Source organism: Acidovorax sp. ACV02, assembly GCF_014851475.1.
GTDB classification, from domain to species: Bacteria; Pseudomonadota; Gammaproteobacteria; order Burkholderiales; family Burkholderiaceae_C; genus Acidovorax; species Acidovorax delafieldii.
On the sequence record NZ_JACUZU010000004.1, the window covers coordinates 48,749 to 68,138 of the forward strand.

Here is a 19,390-nt window from a genome sequence, read left to right on the forward strand (position 1 = left end):
GCGTTTTGCTCTGTCTTGCCTCATGCCATTACCTCTTGCGCACGGCCGTCGCGCCGGTTGCGTCTGCAGTCACTGTGGTCACACCCCGCAGGCGCAGAGCGTAGCCCCCAGCGTGGCGCAGGTCCGCAGACTCCAGCGCGTCCACGCGGCGGCCATACTGCGCGGCCACCTGGGTCAGGGTGCGTACAAAACGCTGCGTGCGCTGCACCACTTCCTGCGGCGTACCGCCTCCCAGCTCCACCACGGCCTCGCTGTCGAGGGTCGCGCGCCAGCCGCCTCGCCCGGTCAGCTGCAGCTCTTCCACGTCCAGGCCCAGAGGTTTGAACACGGGCTCCAGCAGTCCATACATCTGCAGCACCTCGGCCGAGCTGCCTGTAGGCCCCTGCAGGCGCGGCAGGCCCTCCTGCTCCACATCGCCCACATTGGCCTCGAAGACTTCGCCCTGGCTGTTGACCAGCGCTGAGCCGGTGTCCGGCCCCCAGTACGCCACCGCGTCATGCTCCTGCAGCTCCACACGCAAGCTGCCGGGGTACACCCGACGCACTTGCGCGCGGCGTACCCAGGGCACCTGTTCGAAGGCCTCGCGGGCGGCACGCAGGTCCACGGTGAAGAAGTTGCCCACCAGATGTGGCGCCACGTTGGCCCGCAGGGTCACCGCGTTGTTGTGCACCAGCTCACCCTGCACCACGATGCGTGCGATGGCAAAGCCGGGGTAGCGCAGCACCCACCCCACCCCCGCCGCCAGCACGGCCAGGGCGCAGCCCACGAACAGGACCGACGCGGTCAGGTTCATGAGCTTGACGTCCAGGGGTGCGGGCAGCGTCTGGGTCATCAGGCGGCCTTTGGCTTTGCGGGCGTGTCGAGGGCCGCATCGGCGAGGATGCGCAGGCACAGCTCTTCGTAGCTGATGCCAGAGGCGCGGGCCGACATGGGCACCAGCGAATGCCCCGTCATGCCGGGGGATGTATTCATCTCCAGCAGGAAGGGCTTGCGGTCGCTCGCGCGGATCATCAGGTCGGCACGGCCCCAGCCCCGGCAGCCCAGGGTGCGGTAAGCCTCCAGCACGATGCGCTGGATCTCGCGCTCTTCGGCATCGGGCAGGCCGCTTGGGCACTGGTACTTCACGTCGTCGGTGAAGTACTTGTTCTGGTAGTCGTAGGCGCCATCGGGCGCCACGATGCGGATCACTGGCAGCGCACGGGCACTGGCGCCCTGGCCCAGCACGGGGCAGGTCACTTCTTCGCCTTCGATGAACTCTTCGCACAACACATCGGGGTCGTACTGGGCAGACAGCTGCACGGCCTCCTGCATGTCCGAATAGCCGCGCACCTTGGTAACGCCGATGGACGAGCCTTCGCGCGGCGGCTTGACGATGAGCGGCAGGCCCAGCTCGTCGGGCACGGTGCGCACCACCTCGCGCTGCTGCCGGTCCGGAGCCAGCCACACATAGCGGGGCGTGGGCAGGCCCTCGGCCAGCCATACCCGCTTGGTCATGACCTTGTCCATGGCGATGGCCGAGGCCATCACGCCGGGGCCGGTGTAGGGGATGCGCAGCAGCTCCAGCGCGCCCTGCACCGTGCCGTCTTCGCCATGTCGGCCGTGCAGCGCGATGAAGCAGCGCGCATAGCCGTCGCGCTTCAAATCACCCAGCGCGTTCTGTGCGGGGTCAAACGCATGGGCATCCACCCCACGCGAGCGCAGCGCCTGCAGCACGCCGCTGCCCGACATCAGCGACACCTCGCGCTCGGCCGAGTCCCCGCCCATCAGGACGGCGACCTTGCCCAGCGACTTCACATCGATATTCGATTCAGGAAGGGTCATAGTGCGCTCCCTCCATGCGCTTTCAGCTCATTATTTTGTAGCATCTCAACCACCTTGCCGGGCACTGCGCCAATGGAGCCGGCTCCCATGCACATCACCACGTCGCCCGCGCGTGCGTTGTCGGCAATGGCCTGGGGCAGATCGGCCACGTTGTCCACAAACACCGGCTCCACGCGCCCTGCCACACGCAGGGCACGGGCCAGCGAGCGTCCATCGGCGGCCACGACCGGCGCCTCGCCTGCGGCATACACCTCGGTGAGCAGCACCGCATCGGCATGTCCGATCACCTTGACGAAATCTTCAAAGCAATCGCGCGTGCGGGTGTAGCGGTGCGGCTGGAAGGCCAGCACCAGGCGCCGCCCGGGGAACGCGCCGCGTGCGGCCGCCAGCGTGGCAGCCATCTCCACAGGGTGGTGGCCGTAGTCGTCGATGACGGTGAAGGTGCCGCCGTCCTTCGCGGGCAGATCGCCATAGCGCTGGAAGCGCCGGCCCACGCCCTTGAAGCCCGCCAGCGCGCGCTGCACGGCGTCGTCGGGGATGTTCAGCTCCACCGCCACGGCAATGGCCGACAGCGCGTTGAGCACGTTGTGCTCGCCCGCGAGGTTGAGCACGATTTCCATGTCGGGCAGCGTGACGCCGTTGCGCCGCTGCACGGTGAAGCGCATCTGACCCGCCTCGGCGCGCACGTTGATGGCGCGCACCTGCGCGTCTTCCGAGAAGCCGTAGCTGGTGATAGGGCAGGTCACGCTCTGCAGGATGTCGCGCACGGCGGGACTGTCCACACACAGGATGGCCGTGCCGTAGAACGGCATGCGGTGCAGGAAATCGACAAACGCGCCCTTGAGCCGACCGAAGTCGTGGCCATAGGTCTCCATGTGGTCGGCGTCGATGTTGGTCACCACCGCCATCACGGGCAGCAGGTTCAGGAACGACGCGTCGGACTCATCGGCCTCGACCACGATGTAGTCGCCGCTGCCCAGCTTGGCATTGGCGCCCGCGCTGTTGAGCCTGCCGCCGATGACGAACGTCGGATCCAGCCCCGCCTCGGCCAGCACGCTGGTCACGAGGCTGGTGGTGGTGGTCTTTCCGTGCGTGCCCGCGATGGCAATGCCCTGCTTCAGGCGCATCAGCTCGGCCAGCATCAGTGCGCGCGGCACCACGGGGATCTTCTTTTCGCGTGCGGCCAGCACTTCAGGGTTGTCCGAAGTGACGGCTGTGGACGTGACCACCGCATCGGCACCATCGATGTGCGCTGCCGCGTGGCCGAGACAGGTCTTGATGCCGAGGTCTGCCAGGCGGCGCAGCGTGGCACTGTCGGCCAGGTCCGAGCCCGAGATGCGGTAACCCAGGTTGAACAGCACTTCGGCAATGCCACTCATGCCGGCGCCGCCCAGGCCTACGAAATGGATGTGGCGGATCGCATGTTTCATGGTTGGGCCAACTCCTCGCAGGCAGTCACCACCTCGCGGGTGGCGTTGATTTTTTGCATGTTTTTGGCCTTGAGCGCCACATCCACAAGTGTGGGACGCTCTAATTTCAATAGCATTTCAGACAGCCCTTGCGGCGTCAGGTCGCGCTGCTGCACCAGCCAGCCGCCTCCTGCGTTCACGAGGAACTGCGCGTTGGTGGTCTGGTGGTCGTCCACGGCCGACGGGAAGGGGACAAAGATGGACGCGGCGCCCACGGCCGCGATCTCGGTGACGGTGCTCGCCCCCGCCCGGCAAACGATGATGTCGGCCGCTGCAAACGCGCTGGCGGTGTCGTCGATGAAAGGCGTCAGCTCTGCCTCGACCCCGGCGGCGGCGTAATTGGCGCGCAGCGCATCGATCTGCGCCGCACCGCTTTGGTGGACCACGGTGGGACGCTGGTCGGCAGGCATCAGCGCGATGGCCTGGGGCACGATCTCGTTGAGCGCACGTGCGCCCAGGCTGCCGCCCACCACCAGCAGGCGCAGCGGGCCACTGCGGCCCGCAAACCGCTCCGAGGGGCCGGGCTGCTGCGTGAAGGCAGTGCGCAGCGGGTTGCCCACCCACTGCCCCTGTTTGAACACGTTGGGGAAGGCCGTGAACACCCGGTCGGCCACACCTGCCAGGACCTTGTTCGCCATGCCCGCCACCGAATTCTGCTCATGCAGCACCAGGGGCTTGCCCGCGAGCACGCCCATCATCCCGCCCGGAAAGGTGATGTAGCCACCCAGGCCCACCACCACGTCGGGCTTCACACGGCGCACGACCTGCAGCGCCTGCCAGAACGCACGCAGCAGGCGCAGCGGCAACAGGGCCAGCGTGACGAGTCCCTTGCCGCGCACGCCCGAAAAATCGATGAGTTCCAGCGCAAAGCCGTGCTGCGGCACGATGCGCGACTCCATGCTGCCGGGCGCGCCCAGCCAGTGCACACGCCAGCCGCGTACGCGCAGTTCCTCGGCCACGGCCAAGCCGGGGAAGATGTGGCCGCCGGTTCCACCCGCCATGATGAGGGCGGTCTTCTGCGTGCTCATACGCGACCTCCCCGCATGAGGAGCTTGTTCTCGTAATCGACCCGCAGCACCACCGCCAGCGCCACCAGATTCATCAAAATCGCCGACCCGCCAAAACTCATCAGTGGCAGCGTGAGCCCCTTGGTCGGCAGCGCGCCCAAATTCACGCCCATGTTGATGAAGGCCTGAAAACCGATCCAGATCGCCACGCCCTGCGCCACCAACCCCGCGAACACGCGGTCCAGCGCAATGGCCTGTCGGCCGATGTGCATGATGCGGCGGGTCATCCACAGGAACAGCACGATGAGCGCAACCACGCCCACCAGGCCAAACTCTTCGCCGATCACGGCCATCAGGAAGTCGGTGTGCGCCTCGGGCAGCCAGTGCAGCTTCTCCACACTGCCCCCCAGCCCCACGCCAAACACCTCGCCGCGCCCGATGGCGATCAACGAGTGCGATAGCTGGTAGCCCTTGCCGAGTGCATGCTGTTCGCTGAAGGGATCCAGGTACGCAAACACGCGCTCGCGGCGCCAGGGCGAACTGGCGATCATCAACGCAAAGGCACCCACCAGCACCCCTGCGATCAGGAAGAACATGCGGGCGTTCACACCGCCGAGGAACAGGATGCCCATGGCAATCACGGCCACCACCATGAAGGCCCCCATGTCGGGCTCGGCCAGCAGCAGCACGCCGACGATGGCCACCGCAGCGCCCATGGGAAGCACGGCGCGGAAGAAGCGCTCCTTCACCTCCATCTTGCGCACCATGTAGTCGGCGGCGTAGATCAGCACCGCAAACTTGGCCACCTCGGAGGGCTGGAAGCCCACGGGGCCGATGGACAGCCAGCGGCGCGCGCCATTGACCACCTTGCCCACGCCGGGGATCAGGACCGCCACCAGCATGAGCAAGGCCACGATGAACAACCAGGGCGCCACCCGCTCCCACAGCGCCATGGGCACCTGGAACGCCAGCAGCGCCGCCACAAACCCCACCACCAGGTACATCATGTGGCGGGTCAGGAAATGGGTGGACGCATAGTTGGCAAAGCGCGGGTTGTCCGGCATGGCAATCGACGCTGAATACACCATCACCAACCCCCACGCCAGCAGTGCCACCACCACCCAGAGCAAGGCCTGGTCAAAGCCCAGCACGCTCGCGGGCGTGCTGGACGACTGCCGGTACTCGGTGCCGCCGACGCGCACGGGCAACACGTCGGCCGCCTTGCCGGGCAGGCCACCGAACCAGCCGGTCACGCGTTGCAACAGGGTGCTGGCGGGTGCCGTCATTGCATGCCCTCCGCCGACTGGCCCGCATCGTCAGCCATCGCCCGCACGGTCTCGCAAAAGACCTGGGCGCGGTGCTCGTAGTCCTTGAACATGTCGAAACTGGCGCAGGCGGGCGACATCAGCACCGCATCGCCAGAATGGGCGCGCTGCGCGGCCAGTGCAACAGCCTCAGGCAAGGTGTCCGCATCGAGCAACGGCACGCCAGCGTCCTGGAGCGCAGCGCGGATCAGCGGTGCGTCGCGGCCAATCAGCACCACCGCACGTGCATAACGTGCGACGGGGGCTGCCAGGGGCGCAAAGTCCTGCCCCTTGCCTTCTCCGCCCAGAATGACCACCAAACGCCGCTCCGCGCCCAGCCCCACCAGCGCAGCCGCCGTGGCGCCCACGTTGGTGCCCTTGCTGTCGTCAAAATATTCCACGCCGTGAATGATGGCCACGGGCTCCACACGATGCGGCTCGCCCCGGTACTCGCGCAGGCCGTAGAGCATGGGCGCCAGCGGGCAACCCGCCGCCGTGGCCAGCGCCAACGCGGCCAATGCGTTGGTGGCGTTGTGGCGGCCCCGGATGCGCAGCGCATCCGCCGGCATGAGCCGCTGGATGTGCAGGTCCTCTTCGACCTCGTTGCGGCCACGCTTGCGGGTTTCGTCCGCGTCCATGGCGCGCACCAGCCAGGGCATGCCGCTCACCACCTCAATGCCAAAGTCACCCGGACGCCGGGGCATGTCGCCACCAAAAGTGAGGTGCGCGCGCACCTGCGGCTTTTGCAGCTTGACCTTGACGGGTGGCGGCAGCATGGCCATCACCACAGCGTCTTCGCGGTTCAGGATCATCAAGCCCGTCTGGCCAAAGATGCGCGCCTTGGCCGCAGCGTAAGCCTCGATGCTGCCGTGCCAGTCCAGGTGGTCCTGCGTGATGTTGAGCACCGTGGCGGCCGTGGGCTCGAAGCCCTCTTCACCCCCATTCACGCCATAGAGCTGAAAGCTCGACAGTTCCAGCACCCACACGTCGGGCAAGGTGTCTGCATCCAGGTGTTCTGCCAGTGTGTCGAGCAGGGTCGGACCGATGTTGCCGGCCACGGCCACGCGTTTGCCAGAGCGCTCCACCAACTGTCCGGTGAGCGAGGTCACGGTGGTCTTGCCGTTGGTCCCGGTGATAGCCAGCACGGCGGGGGCATACGCGTGCGATTCGCGCAGCGCTGCCAGGGCCATGGCATAAAGACTCAGCTCACCGCCAGCGCCGATGTTGTTTGCACGAGCCGCTTCGAAAACAGGAGCAACTGCCTCGGGGCTCAACCCTGGCGAACGATAGACCGCATGCAGGTTCTGCCCTTGCACCAGGCTGGTATCGAATGCGCCCGACACAAAACGGACCTGGGGCAGCTCTTGCTGCAACGCGGGCAGTTGCGGCGGGGCAGCGCGCGTGTCGGCCACAGTGACTTGCGCGCCGCAACGCACGCACCAGCGTGCCATCGCCATGCCCGAGGCGCCCAGGCCCAGGATCAGGATGTGCTGGCCTTGCAGCAGGTTCGCAACGCCCTCGCGCGCCGGGCCTGCAGGCACGTCCGGCGTCGCAGGCTCGTCGACCTCTGCGGTGTCTGCGGCGCCCGCACTGTCAGCGGCTACCGACTCAGGAGCCGCCACCTCGGCAAAGATCTGCGCCACAAAATCCGCTGCGGCCTTCGCGGCGGAGACAGCAGGCACGGCCTCGGGGTTCCAGGCAGTGCTGGTGCTCTTTCCTGCCGGCGCACCTGGGGCCGCCTCAGTGACCTCTGCGGGAGGCATGCCGTCTGGCACTTCGCTGCCCGATGCCGCAGTGTCCTGCCCTGGATTCACATCGGGCACCGCGGGAGCAGCATCCTGCCTGTCAGGGTCGACCTCTGGAGCACCGGCAGCATCCACCCCAGCCCCTGCCAACGGGGGCATGGCCTCGGACGTGCCGAGGGGGTCAGGGACAAGAGGATCGTTCGGGTTCATCGCAGTTTCAGCGTGGACAGGCCAATCAGGCACAGCAGCATGGTGATGATCCAGAAGCGCACGACCACCTGCGTTTCTTTCCAGCCGCTCTTTTCAAAGTGGTGGTGCAGAGGCGCCATCTTGAGCAGGCGGCGGCCTTCGCCATAGCGCTTCTTGGTGAACTTGAACCAGGTGACCTGCAGCATCACAGACAGGGCCTCGACCACAAAGATGCCGCCCATGATGGCCAGCACGATCTCCTGGCGCACGATGATGGCGATGGTGCCCAGGGCTCCGCCCAGCGCCAGTGCCCCCACGTCGCCCATGAAAACCTGGGCGGGGTGCGCGTTGAACCAGAGGAAAGCCAGGCCCGCGCCCGCCATGGCAGCGCAGAAGATCAGCAACTCGCCCGAACCCGGAATGTGTGGGAAGAACAGGTACTTGGAATACACCGAGCTGCCGGTGACATAAGCAAACACGCCCAGCGCCGAGCCCACCATCACAACGGGCATGATGGCCAGGCCGTCCAGACCGTCGGTCAGGTTCACCGCATTGCTGGAGCCCACGATGACGAGATAGGTGAGGATCACGAAGCCGAGCACGCCCAGCGGGTAGCTCACTTCCTTGAAGAAGGGCAACTGCAGCCCCGCCTTGGGGGGCAGGTCCAGCGAAAAGCCCGACTGCACCCAGCCCACGAACAGTTCCCACACTTTGGCGTTGGAGCTTTCAGAAATGCTGAACACCAGGTACAGCGCGGCCATGAGGCCGATCACCGACTGCCAGAAGTACTTCTCGCGCGAACGCATGCCCTCGGGGTCCTTGTTGACCACCTTGCGCCAGTCGTCCACCCAGCCGATGGCGCCAAAACCCAGCGTGACGATGAGCACGATCCACACAAAGCGGTTAGACAGGTCAAACCACAGCAGGGTGGAAATGGCGATCGACAACAGGATCAACACACCGCCCATGGTGGGCGTGCCGCTCTTGGACAGGTGCGACTGCATCGCATAGCCGCGGATGGGCTGGCCGATCTTGAGCGAGGTGAGGATGCGAATCACCTTGGGGCCGGCCACCAGCCCGATGAGCAGCGCCGTCATGGCGGCCATCACCGCACGGAACGTGAGGTACTGGAACACCCGAAAGAAGCCGAACTCGGGCGACAGGCCCTGCAGCCATTGCGACAGCATCAGCAGCATGTGGCACCTCCGGCATGGGCTGACACCGTAGGGGCAATATCAATGCGTTGCGCCATGGTGTCCCTCCCGTGGATTGATCGGCTTTTGTTGTTGTTCTGGGGGCAGTGCGGCGGCGCTGATCGCCTCGACCACCTGTTCCATCTTCATGAATCGCGATCCCTTGACCAGCACGCTGCCCACCGTGGGCAGGGCGTTGCGCACCGCATCCTGCAGTGCGCTCATATCGTTGAAATGCCGGGCAACACCACCCTGCCCGTCGCCGTACGCCGACGCGGCGTGCACCGACTGCGCGCCCAGCGCAAACATCGTGGGGATACCAGCCTCACGGGCCAGTGCGCCGGCCTCGGTGTGGAACTGTGGCCCCTGGTCGCCCACCTCGCCCATGTCGCCCATCACCAGCAGTTGCGGGCCTGGCAGTTCGGCCAGCACCTGGATGGCAGCGTGCATGGAATCGGGGTTGGCGTTGTACGTGTCGTCCACCACCGTGATGTCGCGGCCCGCGACGGTCACACTGAAAGCGCGCGAGCGGCCCTTGACCGGTGTGAAGTCGCGCAGCCCCTGGGCAATGGCCGCGACGGGTGCACCCGCTGCCAGCGTGCACGCCGTGACCGCCAGCGCGTTGGTGACGTTGTGGCGGCCAGCGATGTGCAGGCGGGTCGTGATCTCGCCGCGTGGTGTGGTCAGGGTGACCGCCCAGGCGCCGCGCTCCCACGTGGCCTGCGCACAGCGAACATCACCGCCATCACCAAAGGTCACCGTGCGGCGGCCGGGCCGCCCCAGGGCCAGCGACTGCCACAGGCCCGTGTAGGCATCCCCTGACGGGAACACGGCCACGCCATCGGCGGGCAAGCTGGCAAACACCGAACCGTTCTCGCGGGCCACCGCCTCGACGGTATGCATGAACTCCAGATGCTCCCGCTGCGCGTTGTTGACCAAGGCCACCGTGGGCTGGGCCATGGCGGCCAGCGTGGCGATCTCGCCAGGGTGGTTCATGCCCATCTCGATCACGGCGGCGCGGTGGCTGGCGCGCAGGCGCATCAGCATCAGCGGCACACCGATGTCGTTGTTGAAATTGCCCTGCGTGGCAAACGCAGCCTCACCATGCCAGGCACGCAGGATGGACGCGATCATCTGCGTCACCGTGGTCTTGCCATTGCTGCCCGTCACGCCGATCAGCGGCAGGTGGAACTGCGTACGCCAGCCGGTGGCGAGTGCGCCCAGCGCAGCCAGGCTGTCGGGCACTTCGATGCCGGGCAAACCGGCTGCCTCCAGACCACCGTGTGCGATGGCTGCAGCGGCACCGCCAGCACGGGCATCGGCCAGGAAGGCGTTGGCATCGAAACGCTCGCCCTTGAGCGCCACAAACAGATCGCCCGGCTGCAGGGTGCGCGTGTCGGTGTGCACACGCGCCAGCGGCGTGGCGCCATCGCCCACCAAGCGGGCAGCGGGAATACGCGGCTGCAGCAGCGCCCAGGCTTGCTGCAGTGTCATGACGGGTGCAATGGTGTTCATGCCCATGTGTGGGCTCCTCGGGCCTGCAGCGCAGCCTGCGCATGGGCCATGTCGGAGAACGGCACGCGCACGCCTGCCGCCTCCTGGGTGTCTTCGTGGCCCTTGCCGGCAATCAGCACCACATCGGCAGGTGCGGCCTCGGCAATGGCCTGCGCGATGGCGGCCGCACGGTCGGGCTCGGCACGCACGGTGCCACCGGCAATCGTGCCCTGCAGGATCTGGTGCAGGATGGCTGCCGGGTCTTCGCTGCGGGGGTTGTCGCTGGTCACCAGCACCTGGTCGGCCTGCTGCTGGGCCACCGCGCCCATCAGCGGGCGCTTGCCCGCATCACGGTCGCCGCCGCAGCCGAATACGCACCACAGGCGCCCGCCACGCTCGGCCGCCAGGGGGCGCAGGGCTTGCAGGGCCTTGTCCAGAGCGTCGGGGGTGTGGGCGTAGTCCACCGCCACCAGCGGTTGGCCTGCAGACACCAGCCGCTGCATGCGGCCCGGCACGGGCTGCAGGCTGGCGCAGGCGCGCACGGCGCGGTCCAGCGGCACGCCCAGGCTGCGCAGCGTGGCCAGCACGCCTAGCAGGTTGAGCACGTTGTACTGGCCGATCACGCGGGTTTGCAGCAGCTGCCGGTCAGAGCCCTCGGCCACCGTGAAACACAGACCCTGGTCGCCCAGGGTGATGTCCTGCGCCGCCAGGCGCGCAGCCCCCTGGGCCGAGACGCTCCACAGATCCAGGGCACTGCCCTTCAGCTCGCCATGCAATTGGGCGCCTGCAGGGTCGTCCACATTGATGATGGCAGCCTGCAGGCCCGGCCAGTCGAACAGCGCCCGCTTGGCCAGCCAGTAATCGGCCATGCTGCCGTGGTAGTCCAGGTGGTCTTGCGTGAAGTTGGTGAAGATGGCCGCGTGGATGTGCGTGCCGTCGAGCCGGGCCTCGGCCAATCCAATCGACGAGGCCTCGATGGCGCAGGCACCGAGGCCCTGCGCCACAAAATGGGCAAACGCGCGCTGCAACCGCACCGGGTCGGGTGTGGTCATGCCGGTGGAGGTGAGCGCGGGTGGCAGTCCCATGCCCAAAGTGCCCACCAGCGCACATTGATCTTGCCCTGATTGCTCCTCATTCGATAGCGCATTCAGAGCACCTGCGAGCCACCACGCCGTGCTCGTCTTGCCGTTGGTTCCCGTCACCGCCAGCACCTTCAGCTGCTGCGTGGGCTGCGCAAACCATTCGGCGGCGATGGGCCCTGTGGCAGCCTTGAGACCTTGCAGCGCGGCCATGTGGTCGCCCGCAAAAGCGAAGGCCTCGACCCCCGCCTGTTCGACGAGGCAGGCCGTGGCGCCACGCACCATGGCGTCGGCCACATGCGCGCGGCCGTCTGTGGCGGCACCGGGCCAGGCAATGAAGCCGTCGCCGGGCGTGATCTGGCGGCTGTCGGTGTGCAGGGTGCCGGTGACCCGCGTGCGCAGCCATTGCACCGCGTCGCTGGCAGTCTGCAGGGTGTGGAGCGGCGCTTGCATCACAGCGACTCCTCCACGGCATTGGCCACGATCTGCGGCTTGACAGCCATGTCGGGCTGCACGCCCATCATGCGCAGGGTCTGCTGCACCACCTCGCTGAACACCGGCGCGGCCACGGCACCGCCGTAGAACACGCCGTTGCTGGGCTCGTCGATCATCACGGCCACGATGATGCGGGGCTTGTCGATGGGTGCCATGCCGGTGAACCACGCGCGGTACTTGCCCGAGGCGTAGTTCTTGCCCACCTGCTTGCGTGCCGTGCCCGACTTGCCGCCCACGGAGTAGCCCACGGTCTGCGCCTTCTGGCCCGTGCCGCCGGGGCCTGCGGCCATCTGCAGCATCTTGCGCACCTGGTCGGCCGTGCGCTCGGAAAAAACAGGCACGCCCACGGCGGGCTCGGCCGTCTTGAGCATGGTGGCGGGAATCACCCGACCGCCATTGGCAAACACGGTGTACGACCGTGCCATCTGGAACAGGCTGGCCGAGAGGCCGTAGCCGTACGACATGGTGGCCTGCTCCACGGGGCGCCAGCTCTTGTAGGGGCGCAGGCGGCCCGTCACCACGCCCGGGAAGTGCAATTGGGGCTTCTGACCAAAACCGGCGGCCGAGAAGGTCTCCCACATCTCGCGCGCGGGCATCTGCATGGCCAGCTTGGTGGTGCCCACGTTGCTGGACTTCTGGATCACGCCTTCGACCGTGAGCACGCCGTAGTTGTGCGTGTCCGAGATCGTGGAGCCTGTGATGGTGATGCGTCCGGGGTTGGTATCCACCACGGTCTCGGGGCGCACGCGCCCGGTCTCCAGCGCCAGGCCGATGGTGAACGGCTTCATGGTCGAGCCGGGCTCGAACACGTCGGTCAGCGCACGGTTGCGCAACTGCTCGCCAGTCAGGTTCTGGCGCTTGTCGGGCACGTAGCTCGGGTAGTTGGCCAGCGCCAGCAGCTCACCCGTGTGGGCATCGAGCACCACCACGCTGCCCGCCTTGGCCTTGTGCGCGGCGACCTGGTCGCGCAGCTTCTGGTACGCAAAGAACTGCACCTTGCTGTCGATGGACAACTGCATGTCCTTGCCATCGACCGGGGGCACGGTTTCGCCCACGCTTTCGACCACACGGCCCAATCGGTCCTTGATCACGCGGCGCGAACCGGGCTTGCCCGCCAGCTCCTTATCGAACGCCAGCTCCATGCCTTCCTGGCCGTGGTCTTCCACGTTGGTGAAGCCCACCACGTGTGCGGCAGCCTCGCCCTCGGGATACTGGCGCTTGTATTCCTTGCGCTGGTAGATGCCCTTGATGTCCAGGGCTGCGATCTGCTGGCCCACATCCCAGTCAAGCTGACGCTTGATCCAGACGAAGGTCTTGTCCTCATCCGCCAGTTTTTTCAGCAGGTCGGCCTGCGGCATGTCCAGCAGCTTGGCCAGCTGCTTGAGCTTGGCGCGAACCTCGGGCTTGTCCTGGTCCACGTCTTCGGGGATCGCCCAGATGCTGGCAGCCGGCACGCTGGACGCGAGGATCAGGCCATTGCGGTCCACGATCTTGCCGCGGTTGGCAGGCAGCTCCAGCGTGCGCGCAAAACGCACCTCGCCCTGACGCTGGAAGAACGCGTTGCCAAACACCTGTACATAGGCCGCCCGCCCAGCCAGCCCCAGAAAGCCCAGCCCAATCACCGCCACGATGAACTTGCTGCGCCAGACCGGCGTCTTGCTGGCCAGCAAAGGGCTGGATGTGTAGAGCACGCTGCGGCTCATGGCTGCACCCCGGCGGGTTGCGAAGCGGCGGCGGCTGCCGCTGCGGTGGCAGTTGCGACGCCTTGCGGGTCAGACACGTACTGGGTGATCGCTGGGGTGGCGGTACGCATGTTCAGCTGCGCGCGCGCGATCTTCTCCACCCGCAGCGGAGTGGCCTGGGCGCGCTTTTCCACCTGCAGGCGCTGGTGCTCCGTCTCCAGACGGCGGGCCTCGGCCACGGCGCGGTCCAGCTCGGTGAACAGGCGGCGCGATTCGTACTGGGTGTGCACCAGATAGATCGCACTGGCCAGCACCGCCAGCAACAGGACCACGTTGAGCCGCGTCATGTCAGACGACCGCCGTGCGCTCGGCCACGCGCATGATGGCGCTGCGCGAGCGGGGATTGGCCTCGACCTCGGCCGCACTGGGCTTGATGCGGTCGAGCGCGATGAGCTTCATGGCCTGCGGCGCAGCAAACGGTGCGCGGCGGTCGTAGACCTCCTTGGAATGTTTGGCGATGAACTGCTTGACGATGCGGTCTTCGAGCGAATGGAAGCTGATGACCACCAGCCGCCCACCGGGCTGCAGCACCGAGAGGCTGGCGTCTAGCGCCTGTTGCAGCTCTTCAAGCTCGGCGTTGATGAAAATCCGAAGAGCTTGAAATGTGCGCGTTGCAGGGTTCTGGCCCGGCTCGCGGGTTTTGACCGCGCCAGCCACGAGGTCGGCCAGTTCTGCGGTGGTTGCAAGAGGACCCCGTTCTTCGCGCCGAGCAACAATCGCCTTTGCAATGGGGCCAGCAAACCGTTCTTCACCGTAGTCACGTATCACCTCCGCAATCTGACCGACTTCGGCCGTGGCCAACCAATCGGCCACGCTTTCGCCGCGCGTGGTATCCATGCGCATGTCCAGCGGACCGTCAAAACGGAAACTGAAGCCCCGCTCGGGGCTGTCGATTTGGGGCGAGCTCACGCCCAGGTCCATCAGCACGCCCGCAGCACTGGCCGGCGGCAGGTCGGCCAGATGGCGAAAACCTTCGTGCCGAATGGAAAAACGCGCATCGGTGATGCGCGTTGCTTCGGCGATGGCTTCGGGGTCCTTGTCAAAGGCCACCAGGCGCCCCTGGGGGCCCAGCCGGAGCAGGATGAGGCGGGAGTGCCCGCCGCGCCCGAAGGTCGCATCGATCCAGGTGCCGGAAGGCTCCGGGCCTGCGCCGCCCAGGAGAGAGTCCACGGCCTCATTCAGCAGGACGGTGGTGTGTTGCAAGGGGGATGTCACAGCGCGCCTTAAAAGGAGAAGTCCTTGAAGACATCCGGCATCTCACCCTGCATGGCCTTGGCTTCCTGCTCGTCGTAGGTGGCCTTGTCCCAGAGTTCGAAATGGTTGCCCATGCCCAGCAGCATGGTGTCTTTGGAAATACCGGCGGCTTCGCGCAGCTCGGGGGAGATCAGCACACGGCCGGTGGCGTCCATGTCCACATCCATGGCATTGCCCAGGAAGATGCGCTTCCACCACTGGGCGGACATGGGCAGCTGGGCAATGCGCTCACGAAACTTCTCCCATTCAGGGCGGGGAAAGACCATGAGGCAGCCGTGCGGGTGCTTGGTGATGGTGAGCTGGCCCGATGCCGTGGCCGCGAGGACGTCACGATGCCGGGTCGGCACGGACAGCCGACCCTTCGCATCGAGACTCAGCGACGAGGCACCTTGAAACACGGACAGATTCCCAGTTCGGTTTTGCGCCTCGCAGGTCCAGAAACGGACCCTGAGGGCACTTTTCACCACTTAATTGCACTTTTTTGCACTGTAGCAGGAAAAGCACACCGAACAAGGGGGTTGTCCCACAAACTTTTCAATGAAATCAACGACTTAGATGCGTTTTTTCAGACACCAGAATGCCAAAAGTCGTTGAAAAAGAAGCACTTAGAGAGGCCTATGAAAGTGACCTCTCAAGGGTTGACCGAGTGGTCACAGGATGTAGCGCGACAGGTCCTCGTCCTGGCTCAGGGTCTGCAGGCGGGTATCGACGTAGGCGGCGTCGATGGTGATGGTCTGGCCGGCCAGGCGGGTGGCGTCAAAGCTCACCTCGTCCAGCAGGCGCTCCATCACCGTGGACAGGCGGCGCGCGCCGATGTTCTCGGTGCGTTCGTTCACCTCAAAGGCGATGTGCGCAAGGCGGGTGATGCCCTCGGGCGAGAACTCCAGCGCGACGCCCTCGGTGGCCAGCAACGCCTGGTACTGCTTGACCAGCGACGCATGGGTCTGCGTGAGGATGGCTTCGAAATCCTTGACCGACAGCGATTCCAGCTCCACCCGGATCGGGAACCGCCCCTGCAGCTCCGGGATCAGGTCGCTCGGTTTGGACAGGTGGAACGCCCCCGAGGCGATGAACAGGATGTGGTCCGTCTTGATCATGCCGTACTTGGTGGACACCGTGGTGCCCTCCACCAGCGGCAGCAGGTCGCGCTGCACGCCCTGGCGCGATACGTCGGCGCCACTGCTTTCCTGCCGCGCGGCCACCTTGTCGATCTCATCGATGAAGACGATACCGTTTTGCTCGGCGCTGGCCACCGCGCGGGTCTTGATGTCCTCTTCGTTGACCAGCTTGGCCGCCTCTTCATCGGCGATGAGCTTCAGGGCCTCAGCGATCTTGAGCTTGCGGGTCTTGCGCTTGTCCTGGCCCAGCTGGCTGAACATGCCGCGCAGCTGCTCGGTCATCTCTTCCATGCCCTGGGGACCCATGATTTCAAGCTGGGGGCGGCCTTCGGCCACGTCGATCTCGATCTCCTTGTCATCCAGTGCACCTTCGCGCAGCTTCTTGCGAAAGACCTGGCGGGCCGTGTTGTCAGCGGCGGGTTCGCTGCCTGCCGCTGCGCGGGCCGGGGGGATCAGCACGTCCAGGATGCGTTCCTCGGCGGCATCTTCGGCGCGTGTACGCACCTTCTTCATCTCGGCCTCGCGCGTCTGCTTCACAGCCATCTCGGCCAGGTCGCGGATGATGGAATCCACGTCCTTGCCCACGTAGCCCACCTCGGTGAACTTGGTGGCCTCGACCTTGATGAAGGGCGCATCGGCGAGTCTTGCAAGGCGGCGTGCAATCTCGGTCTTGCCCACGCCGGTGGGGCCGATCATGAGGATGTTCTTGGGCGTGATCTCCTGGCGCAGGCTGCCTTCCACCTGCTGGCGGCGCCAGCGGTTGCGCAGAGCGATGGCCACGGCACGCTTGGCGCTGGCCTGGCCCACGATGTGGTGGTCCAGCTCGGAGACGATTTCCTGGGGGGTCATGGACGACATACAGGTCTTCCTGGTATCAAATGGGGCTGTAGCGCTAGTGAATCATGCGCCAGCAGCTATAAAAAACAGAGCATTCAGCCCTCGATGCGCTGACCGTGAGGCCAGCGCGGGGCCTGTTCCACCGTCGCACGCTCAGAGCGTCTCGATGGTGTGGTTCATGTTGGTGTAGATGCAGAGTTCGCCCGCAATTTCGAGCGACTTTTTCACGATCTCTTGGGCAGACAACTCGGTATTCACCAGCAGCGCCTTGGCCGCCGAGTGCGCATAAGCGCCCCCCGAGCCAATCGCCACGATGCCTTGCTCAGGTTCCAGCACGTCGCCATTGCCGGTGATGATGAGCGACGCACTGGCGTCAGCCACGGCCAGCATGGCTTCGAGGCGGCGCAAGACCCGGTCGGTACGCCAGTCCTTGGTGAGTTCGATGGCAGCGCGCGTCAGGTGGCCCTGGTGCTTTTCCAGCTTCGCCTCGAAGCGCTCGAACAGCGTGAACGCATCGGCCGTGGCGCCCGCAAAGCCCGCCAGCACCTTGCCGTGGTAGAGCTTGCGAACCTTCCGCGCCGTGCCCTTGACCACGATGTTGCCCAGAGTGACCTGCCCATCGCCGCCGATGGCGACCTGGATGCCGGAAGGCGTCTGGCGACGCACACTGAGGATGGTGGTGCCGTGGAACACCGGATGGTTGTCTTGAGATGAATCCATAGCTGCGGCAGATGGGGATCACCAGGCATTTTGCAAGCCGACCTCGGGACGGATGCCGCGCACGCAGCCTGGCCAACCACGCGACACGCCATTCCCCAACGCCCGCAAGACTGGAATCTGGACCGGAACAGGCCCTCCAGGAGAGGTGCTTCTAGTTCTTCCGGGGAACCACCCAGGCGTGCTCGTTGATTCCGATCACGTTGAAGAAGATCGCCACCAGCCGCTGCAGGTTGTGGAACTGGATCACATGGCCGTGGCCCTGTTGCTCAGCCGCCCAGTTGAGCACGGAGCCTGCAGCAGCAAAGTCCACCCGGATCAGCTTGTCGCAGGCAATGGTCAGCGGCACGCCGGGCTTGAAGTGTGCCTCGAACGGCTGCAGCAGGGGCGTGGCATCGCCGTCGATATGGCCGCTGAGCTGTGCGACGGGCCCGGTCTCCAAGGGAGCGGGGACCGACGACTCACCGAGATCGGACGCCATGAAGTCGCTGTCGGCGGCCAGAGGCGCAGAGCCCGAAGACACACCCTCGTTGTCCGAGTATCCGCAACGTGGCGACACCCAGGAGGGCGGAGAGACTTCGTAGGTCACGCAGTAGTCGAGCGCCACCAGTTCAAACTCGTCGGGCTTGCCCATGAGGCGCATGGCTGCCATGCGCAAACGCCACCACTCGGGGCTGTTCGAGCGGTCGCCCGACTGGGTCTTGGCATCGAGCAGGGCATGGAGCTTTTCAACCCCCGAAAACACGATCTGGACATCGCGGTCGGCCCACAGGCTGAACTGGTCAGCCAACAGGGGCACTGCCGCCTCGTCAATCGAAGCAAGGCGTGACCAGGACAGCGTCCAGGGGGACGCCGCACGGGCCAGCGAGGCCTGCAGTGCGGCCACCGAAGAAACCGCCACGGTGGGCGGAGCGTTCCAGCTGAAATCACGGCGCATGGCGGCGGCAGGCTCGGCAGCGGGAGCCACTTCAACGGCCAGGCCCAGTTGCGCCGGGATGGAAAACCACAGCGGCGCCGAGCGGCCATATTGCGCGGCAAAGTCGATGGCCAGGGTGTCAAAACGGTCGTGCTGCCCGGTGGCCCGGTAAAGGTCGAACAGCGTCATCCAGATTTCCAGCTGCTGCGCTGGATCGTCCTGCTGGTGCTGGGCCAGCACCTCCAGCAGGCCAGACTCGGCCCCTGCATGGTCACCATTGGCAAACCGGATGGCGGCTTCTTCAAGATCGGGTTCGTGCACGAATTCCTCCGGTTCGAATGCGGGCGCGGGCGCAGCCGTGGGAGCCGCAGGGCTGAAGGATGCTTCGACGTGTGGGGTGCTGCCGGGCAGCATGGTGGCGTCCGTGCCACCAAAGCGGCCAATGGCCATGCTGTCATCAGCGAACAGAGGCTGAACGGCGGGTTTGGTATCCAGCGGGGCAGACAGGCTCCCGGGCACCGTGGGCGCATAGGCACGGGCTTGCTCTTCCGCAGACGCCTCCATGCTGGAATCCGGCATCACCCCTGGTTGGGTGGGTGCGTCGGCGCCCTGCTTGCTCTTCCACCACTGCTGGGACATCTGCGCTTCGATCTCGTCGATCTTCTTGAGCGTGACGGCCCGTTCGTCGGGCGATGCCATGCTGCTCTGGAAAAACGAGGGGCGCCCTGCGGCATCTTCCACCCGCTGCCCGTGCAAGACCTCGCGCTGGCGCAGCTTGCGCAGCTGATCAAACTCGCGGCGCCGCACAAAATCGTTGCGGCGCTTGCGCTCGATCATCTCCTTGAGCATCTGCTTGCTGTACTGGCTCTCCCGGTCGTCCTGGAGGGAGTCCAGCTCCGTCCAGTTGACGGTCGGATTCTTCACGAACCGCACCACCTTCGATAGCAGGCCGCCAGGGGTGGATTCTTCCTTGCTCATGACTCAGGGTGCAGAGTGCGCGCGTTGATCAA

General features: G+C 65.9%; 16 protein-coding genes. All 16 read right to left on the reverse strand.

All coding sequences use genetic code 11. From position 1 onward, the window contains the following. Nucleotides 1-28 precede the first annotated feature (28 nt). The 16 genes from IB236_RS10745 to IB236_RS10820 all read right to left on the reverse strand — a co-directional run bounded on the left by IB236_RS10745 (nt 29) and on the right by IB236_RS10820 (nt 19,358). Nucleotides 29-832 (reverse strand): cell division protein FtsQ/DivIB, encoded by an 804-nt coding sequence (locus tag IB236_RS10745; RefSeq protein ID WP_099731221.1) that lies wholly within the window; start codon nt 830-832, stop codon nt 29-31. Beyond that, nucleotides 832-1,821: a D-alanine--D-alanine ligase gene (locus IB236_RS10750; RefSeq protein ID WP_192420669.1), complete on the reverse strand. Its 990-nt coding sequence runs from the start codon at nt 1,819-1,821 to the stop codon at nt 832-834. Before IB236_RS10750 ends, IB236_RS10745 begins: the two co-directional genes overlap by 1 nt. Continuing rightward, the gene (gene murC / locus IB236_RS10755) at nt 1,818-3,251 is read right to left on the reverse strand and encodes a UDP-N-acetylmuramate--L-alanine ligase (protein WP_192420671.1); all 1,434 of its coding nucleotides are present in this window, start codon (nt 3,249-3,251) and stop codon (nt 1,818-1,820) included. The genes IB236_RS10750 and murC overlap by 4 nt, the downstream gene beginning before the upstream one ends. Next, nucleotides 3,248-4,318, reverse strand: coding sequence for an undecaprenyldiphospho-muramoylpentapeptide beta-N-acetylglucosaminyltransferase (gene murG / locus IB236_RS10760; RefSeq protein WP_192420673.1), 1,071 nt, complete (start codon nt 4,316-4,318; stop codon nt 3,248-3,250). The genes murC and murG overlap by 4 nt, the downstream gene beginning before the upstream one ends. Next, the gene (gene ftsW / locus IB236_RS10765) at nt 4,315-5,583 is read right to left on the reverse strand and encodes a putative lipid II flippase FtsW (RefSeq protein ID WP_056059212.1); all 1,269 of its coding nucleotides are present in this window, start codon (nt 5,581-5,583) and stop codon (nt 4,315-4,317) included. Before ftsW ends, murG begins: the two co-directional genes overlap by 4 nt. After that, a complete protein-coding gene (gene murD / locus IB236_RS10770) occupies nt 5,580-7,556 on the reverse strand; it encodes a UDP-N-acetylmuramoyl-L-alanine--D-glutamate ligase (RefSeq protein ID WP_370539910.1) in 1,977 nt (658 codons plus the stop codon). Before murD ends, ftsW begins: the two co-directional genes overlap by 4 nt. Beyond that, entirely contained in the window at nt 7,553-8,731 is a 1,179-nt protein-coding gene (gene mraY / locus IB236_RS10775) for a phospho-N-acetylmuramoyl-pentapeptide-transferase (RefSeq protein ID WP_015012552.1), read from the reverse strand. Before mraY ends, murD begins: the two co-directional genes overlap by 4 nt. A gap of 39 nt (nt 8,732-8,770) precedes the next feature. After that, nucleotides 8,771-10,249 carry a UDP-N-acetylmuramoyl-tripeptide--D-alanyl-D-alanine ligase gene (murF, locus tag IB236_RS10780; RefSeq protein WP_192420675.1) on the reverse strand — a complete coding sequence of 493 codons (1,479 nt, stop codon included), beginning with the start codon at nt 10,247-10,249 and terminating at the stop codon, nt 8,771-8,773. Beyond that, nucleotides 10,240-11,754, reverse strand: coding sequence for a UDP-N-acetylmuramoyl-L-alanyl-D-glutamate--2,6-diaminopimelate ligase (locus IB236_RS10785; RefSeq protein WP_192420677.1), 1,515 nt, complete (start codon nt 11,752-11,754; stop codon nt 10,240-10,242). Before IB236_RS10785 ends, murF begins: the two co-directional genes overlap by 10 nt. After that, complete coding sequence (locus tag IB236_RS10790) at nt 11,754-13,499, reverse strand: penicillin-binding protein 2 (RefSeq protein WP_116748936.1); 1,746 nt, start codon at nt 13,497-13,499, stop codon at nt 11,754-11,756. The genes IB236_RS10785 and IB236_RS10790 overlap by 1 nt, the downstream gene beginning before the upstream one ends. Beyond that, nucleotides 13,496-13,825: a cell division protein FtsL gene (gene ftsL, locus IB236_RS10795; protein ID WP_056059227.1), complete on the reverse strand. Its 330-nt coding sequence runs from the start codon at nt 13,823-13,825 to the stop codon at nt 13,496-13,498. Before ftsL ends, IB236_RS10790 begins: the two co-directional genes overlap by 4 nt. A gap of 1 nt (nt 13,826) precedes the next feature. After that, complete coding sequence (gene rsmH / locus IB236_RS10800; RefSeq protein ID WP_192420679.1) at nt 13,827-14,753, reverse strand: 16S rRNA (cytosine(1402)-N(4))-methyltransferase RsmH; 927 nt, start codon at nt 14,751-14,753, stop codon at nt 13,827-13,829. An 8-nt stretch (nt 14,754-14,761) separates the two neighbouring features. Continuing rightward, entirely contained in the window at nt 14,762-15,190 is a 429-nt protein-coding gene (gene mraZ, locus IB236_RS10805) for a division/cell wall cluster transcriptional repressor MraZ (RefSeq protein WP_015012546.1), read from the reverse strand. Between the two features lie 252 nt (nt 15,191-15,442). Beyond that, nucleotides 15,443-16,768 carry an ATP-dependent protease ATPase subunit HslU gene (gene hslU, locus IB236_RS10810; protein WP_192420681.1) on the reverse strand — a complete coding sequence of 442 codons (1,326 nt, stop codon included), beginning with the start codon at nt 16,766-16,768 and terminating at the stop codon, nt 15,443-15,445. A 132-nt stretch (nt 16,769-16,900) separates the two neighbouring features. After that, entirely contained in the window at nt 16,901-17,467 is a 567-nt protein-coding gene (gene hslV / locus IB236_RS10815) for an ATP-dependent protease subunit HslV (RefSeq protein WP_056059237.1), read from the reverse strand. A gap of 151 nt (nt 17,468-17,618) precedes the next feature. Beyond that, nucleotides 17,619-19,358, reverse strand: a complete 1,740-nt coding sequence (locus tag IB236_RS10820) for an STAS domain-containing protein (RefSeq protein ID WP_192420683.1) — start codon at nt 19,356-19,358, stop codon at nt 17,619-17,621. Nucleotides 19,359-19,390 lie beyond the last annotated feature (32 nt).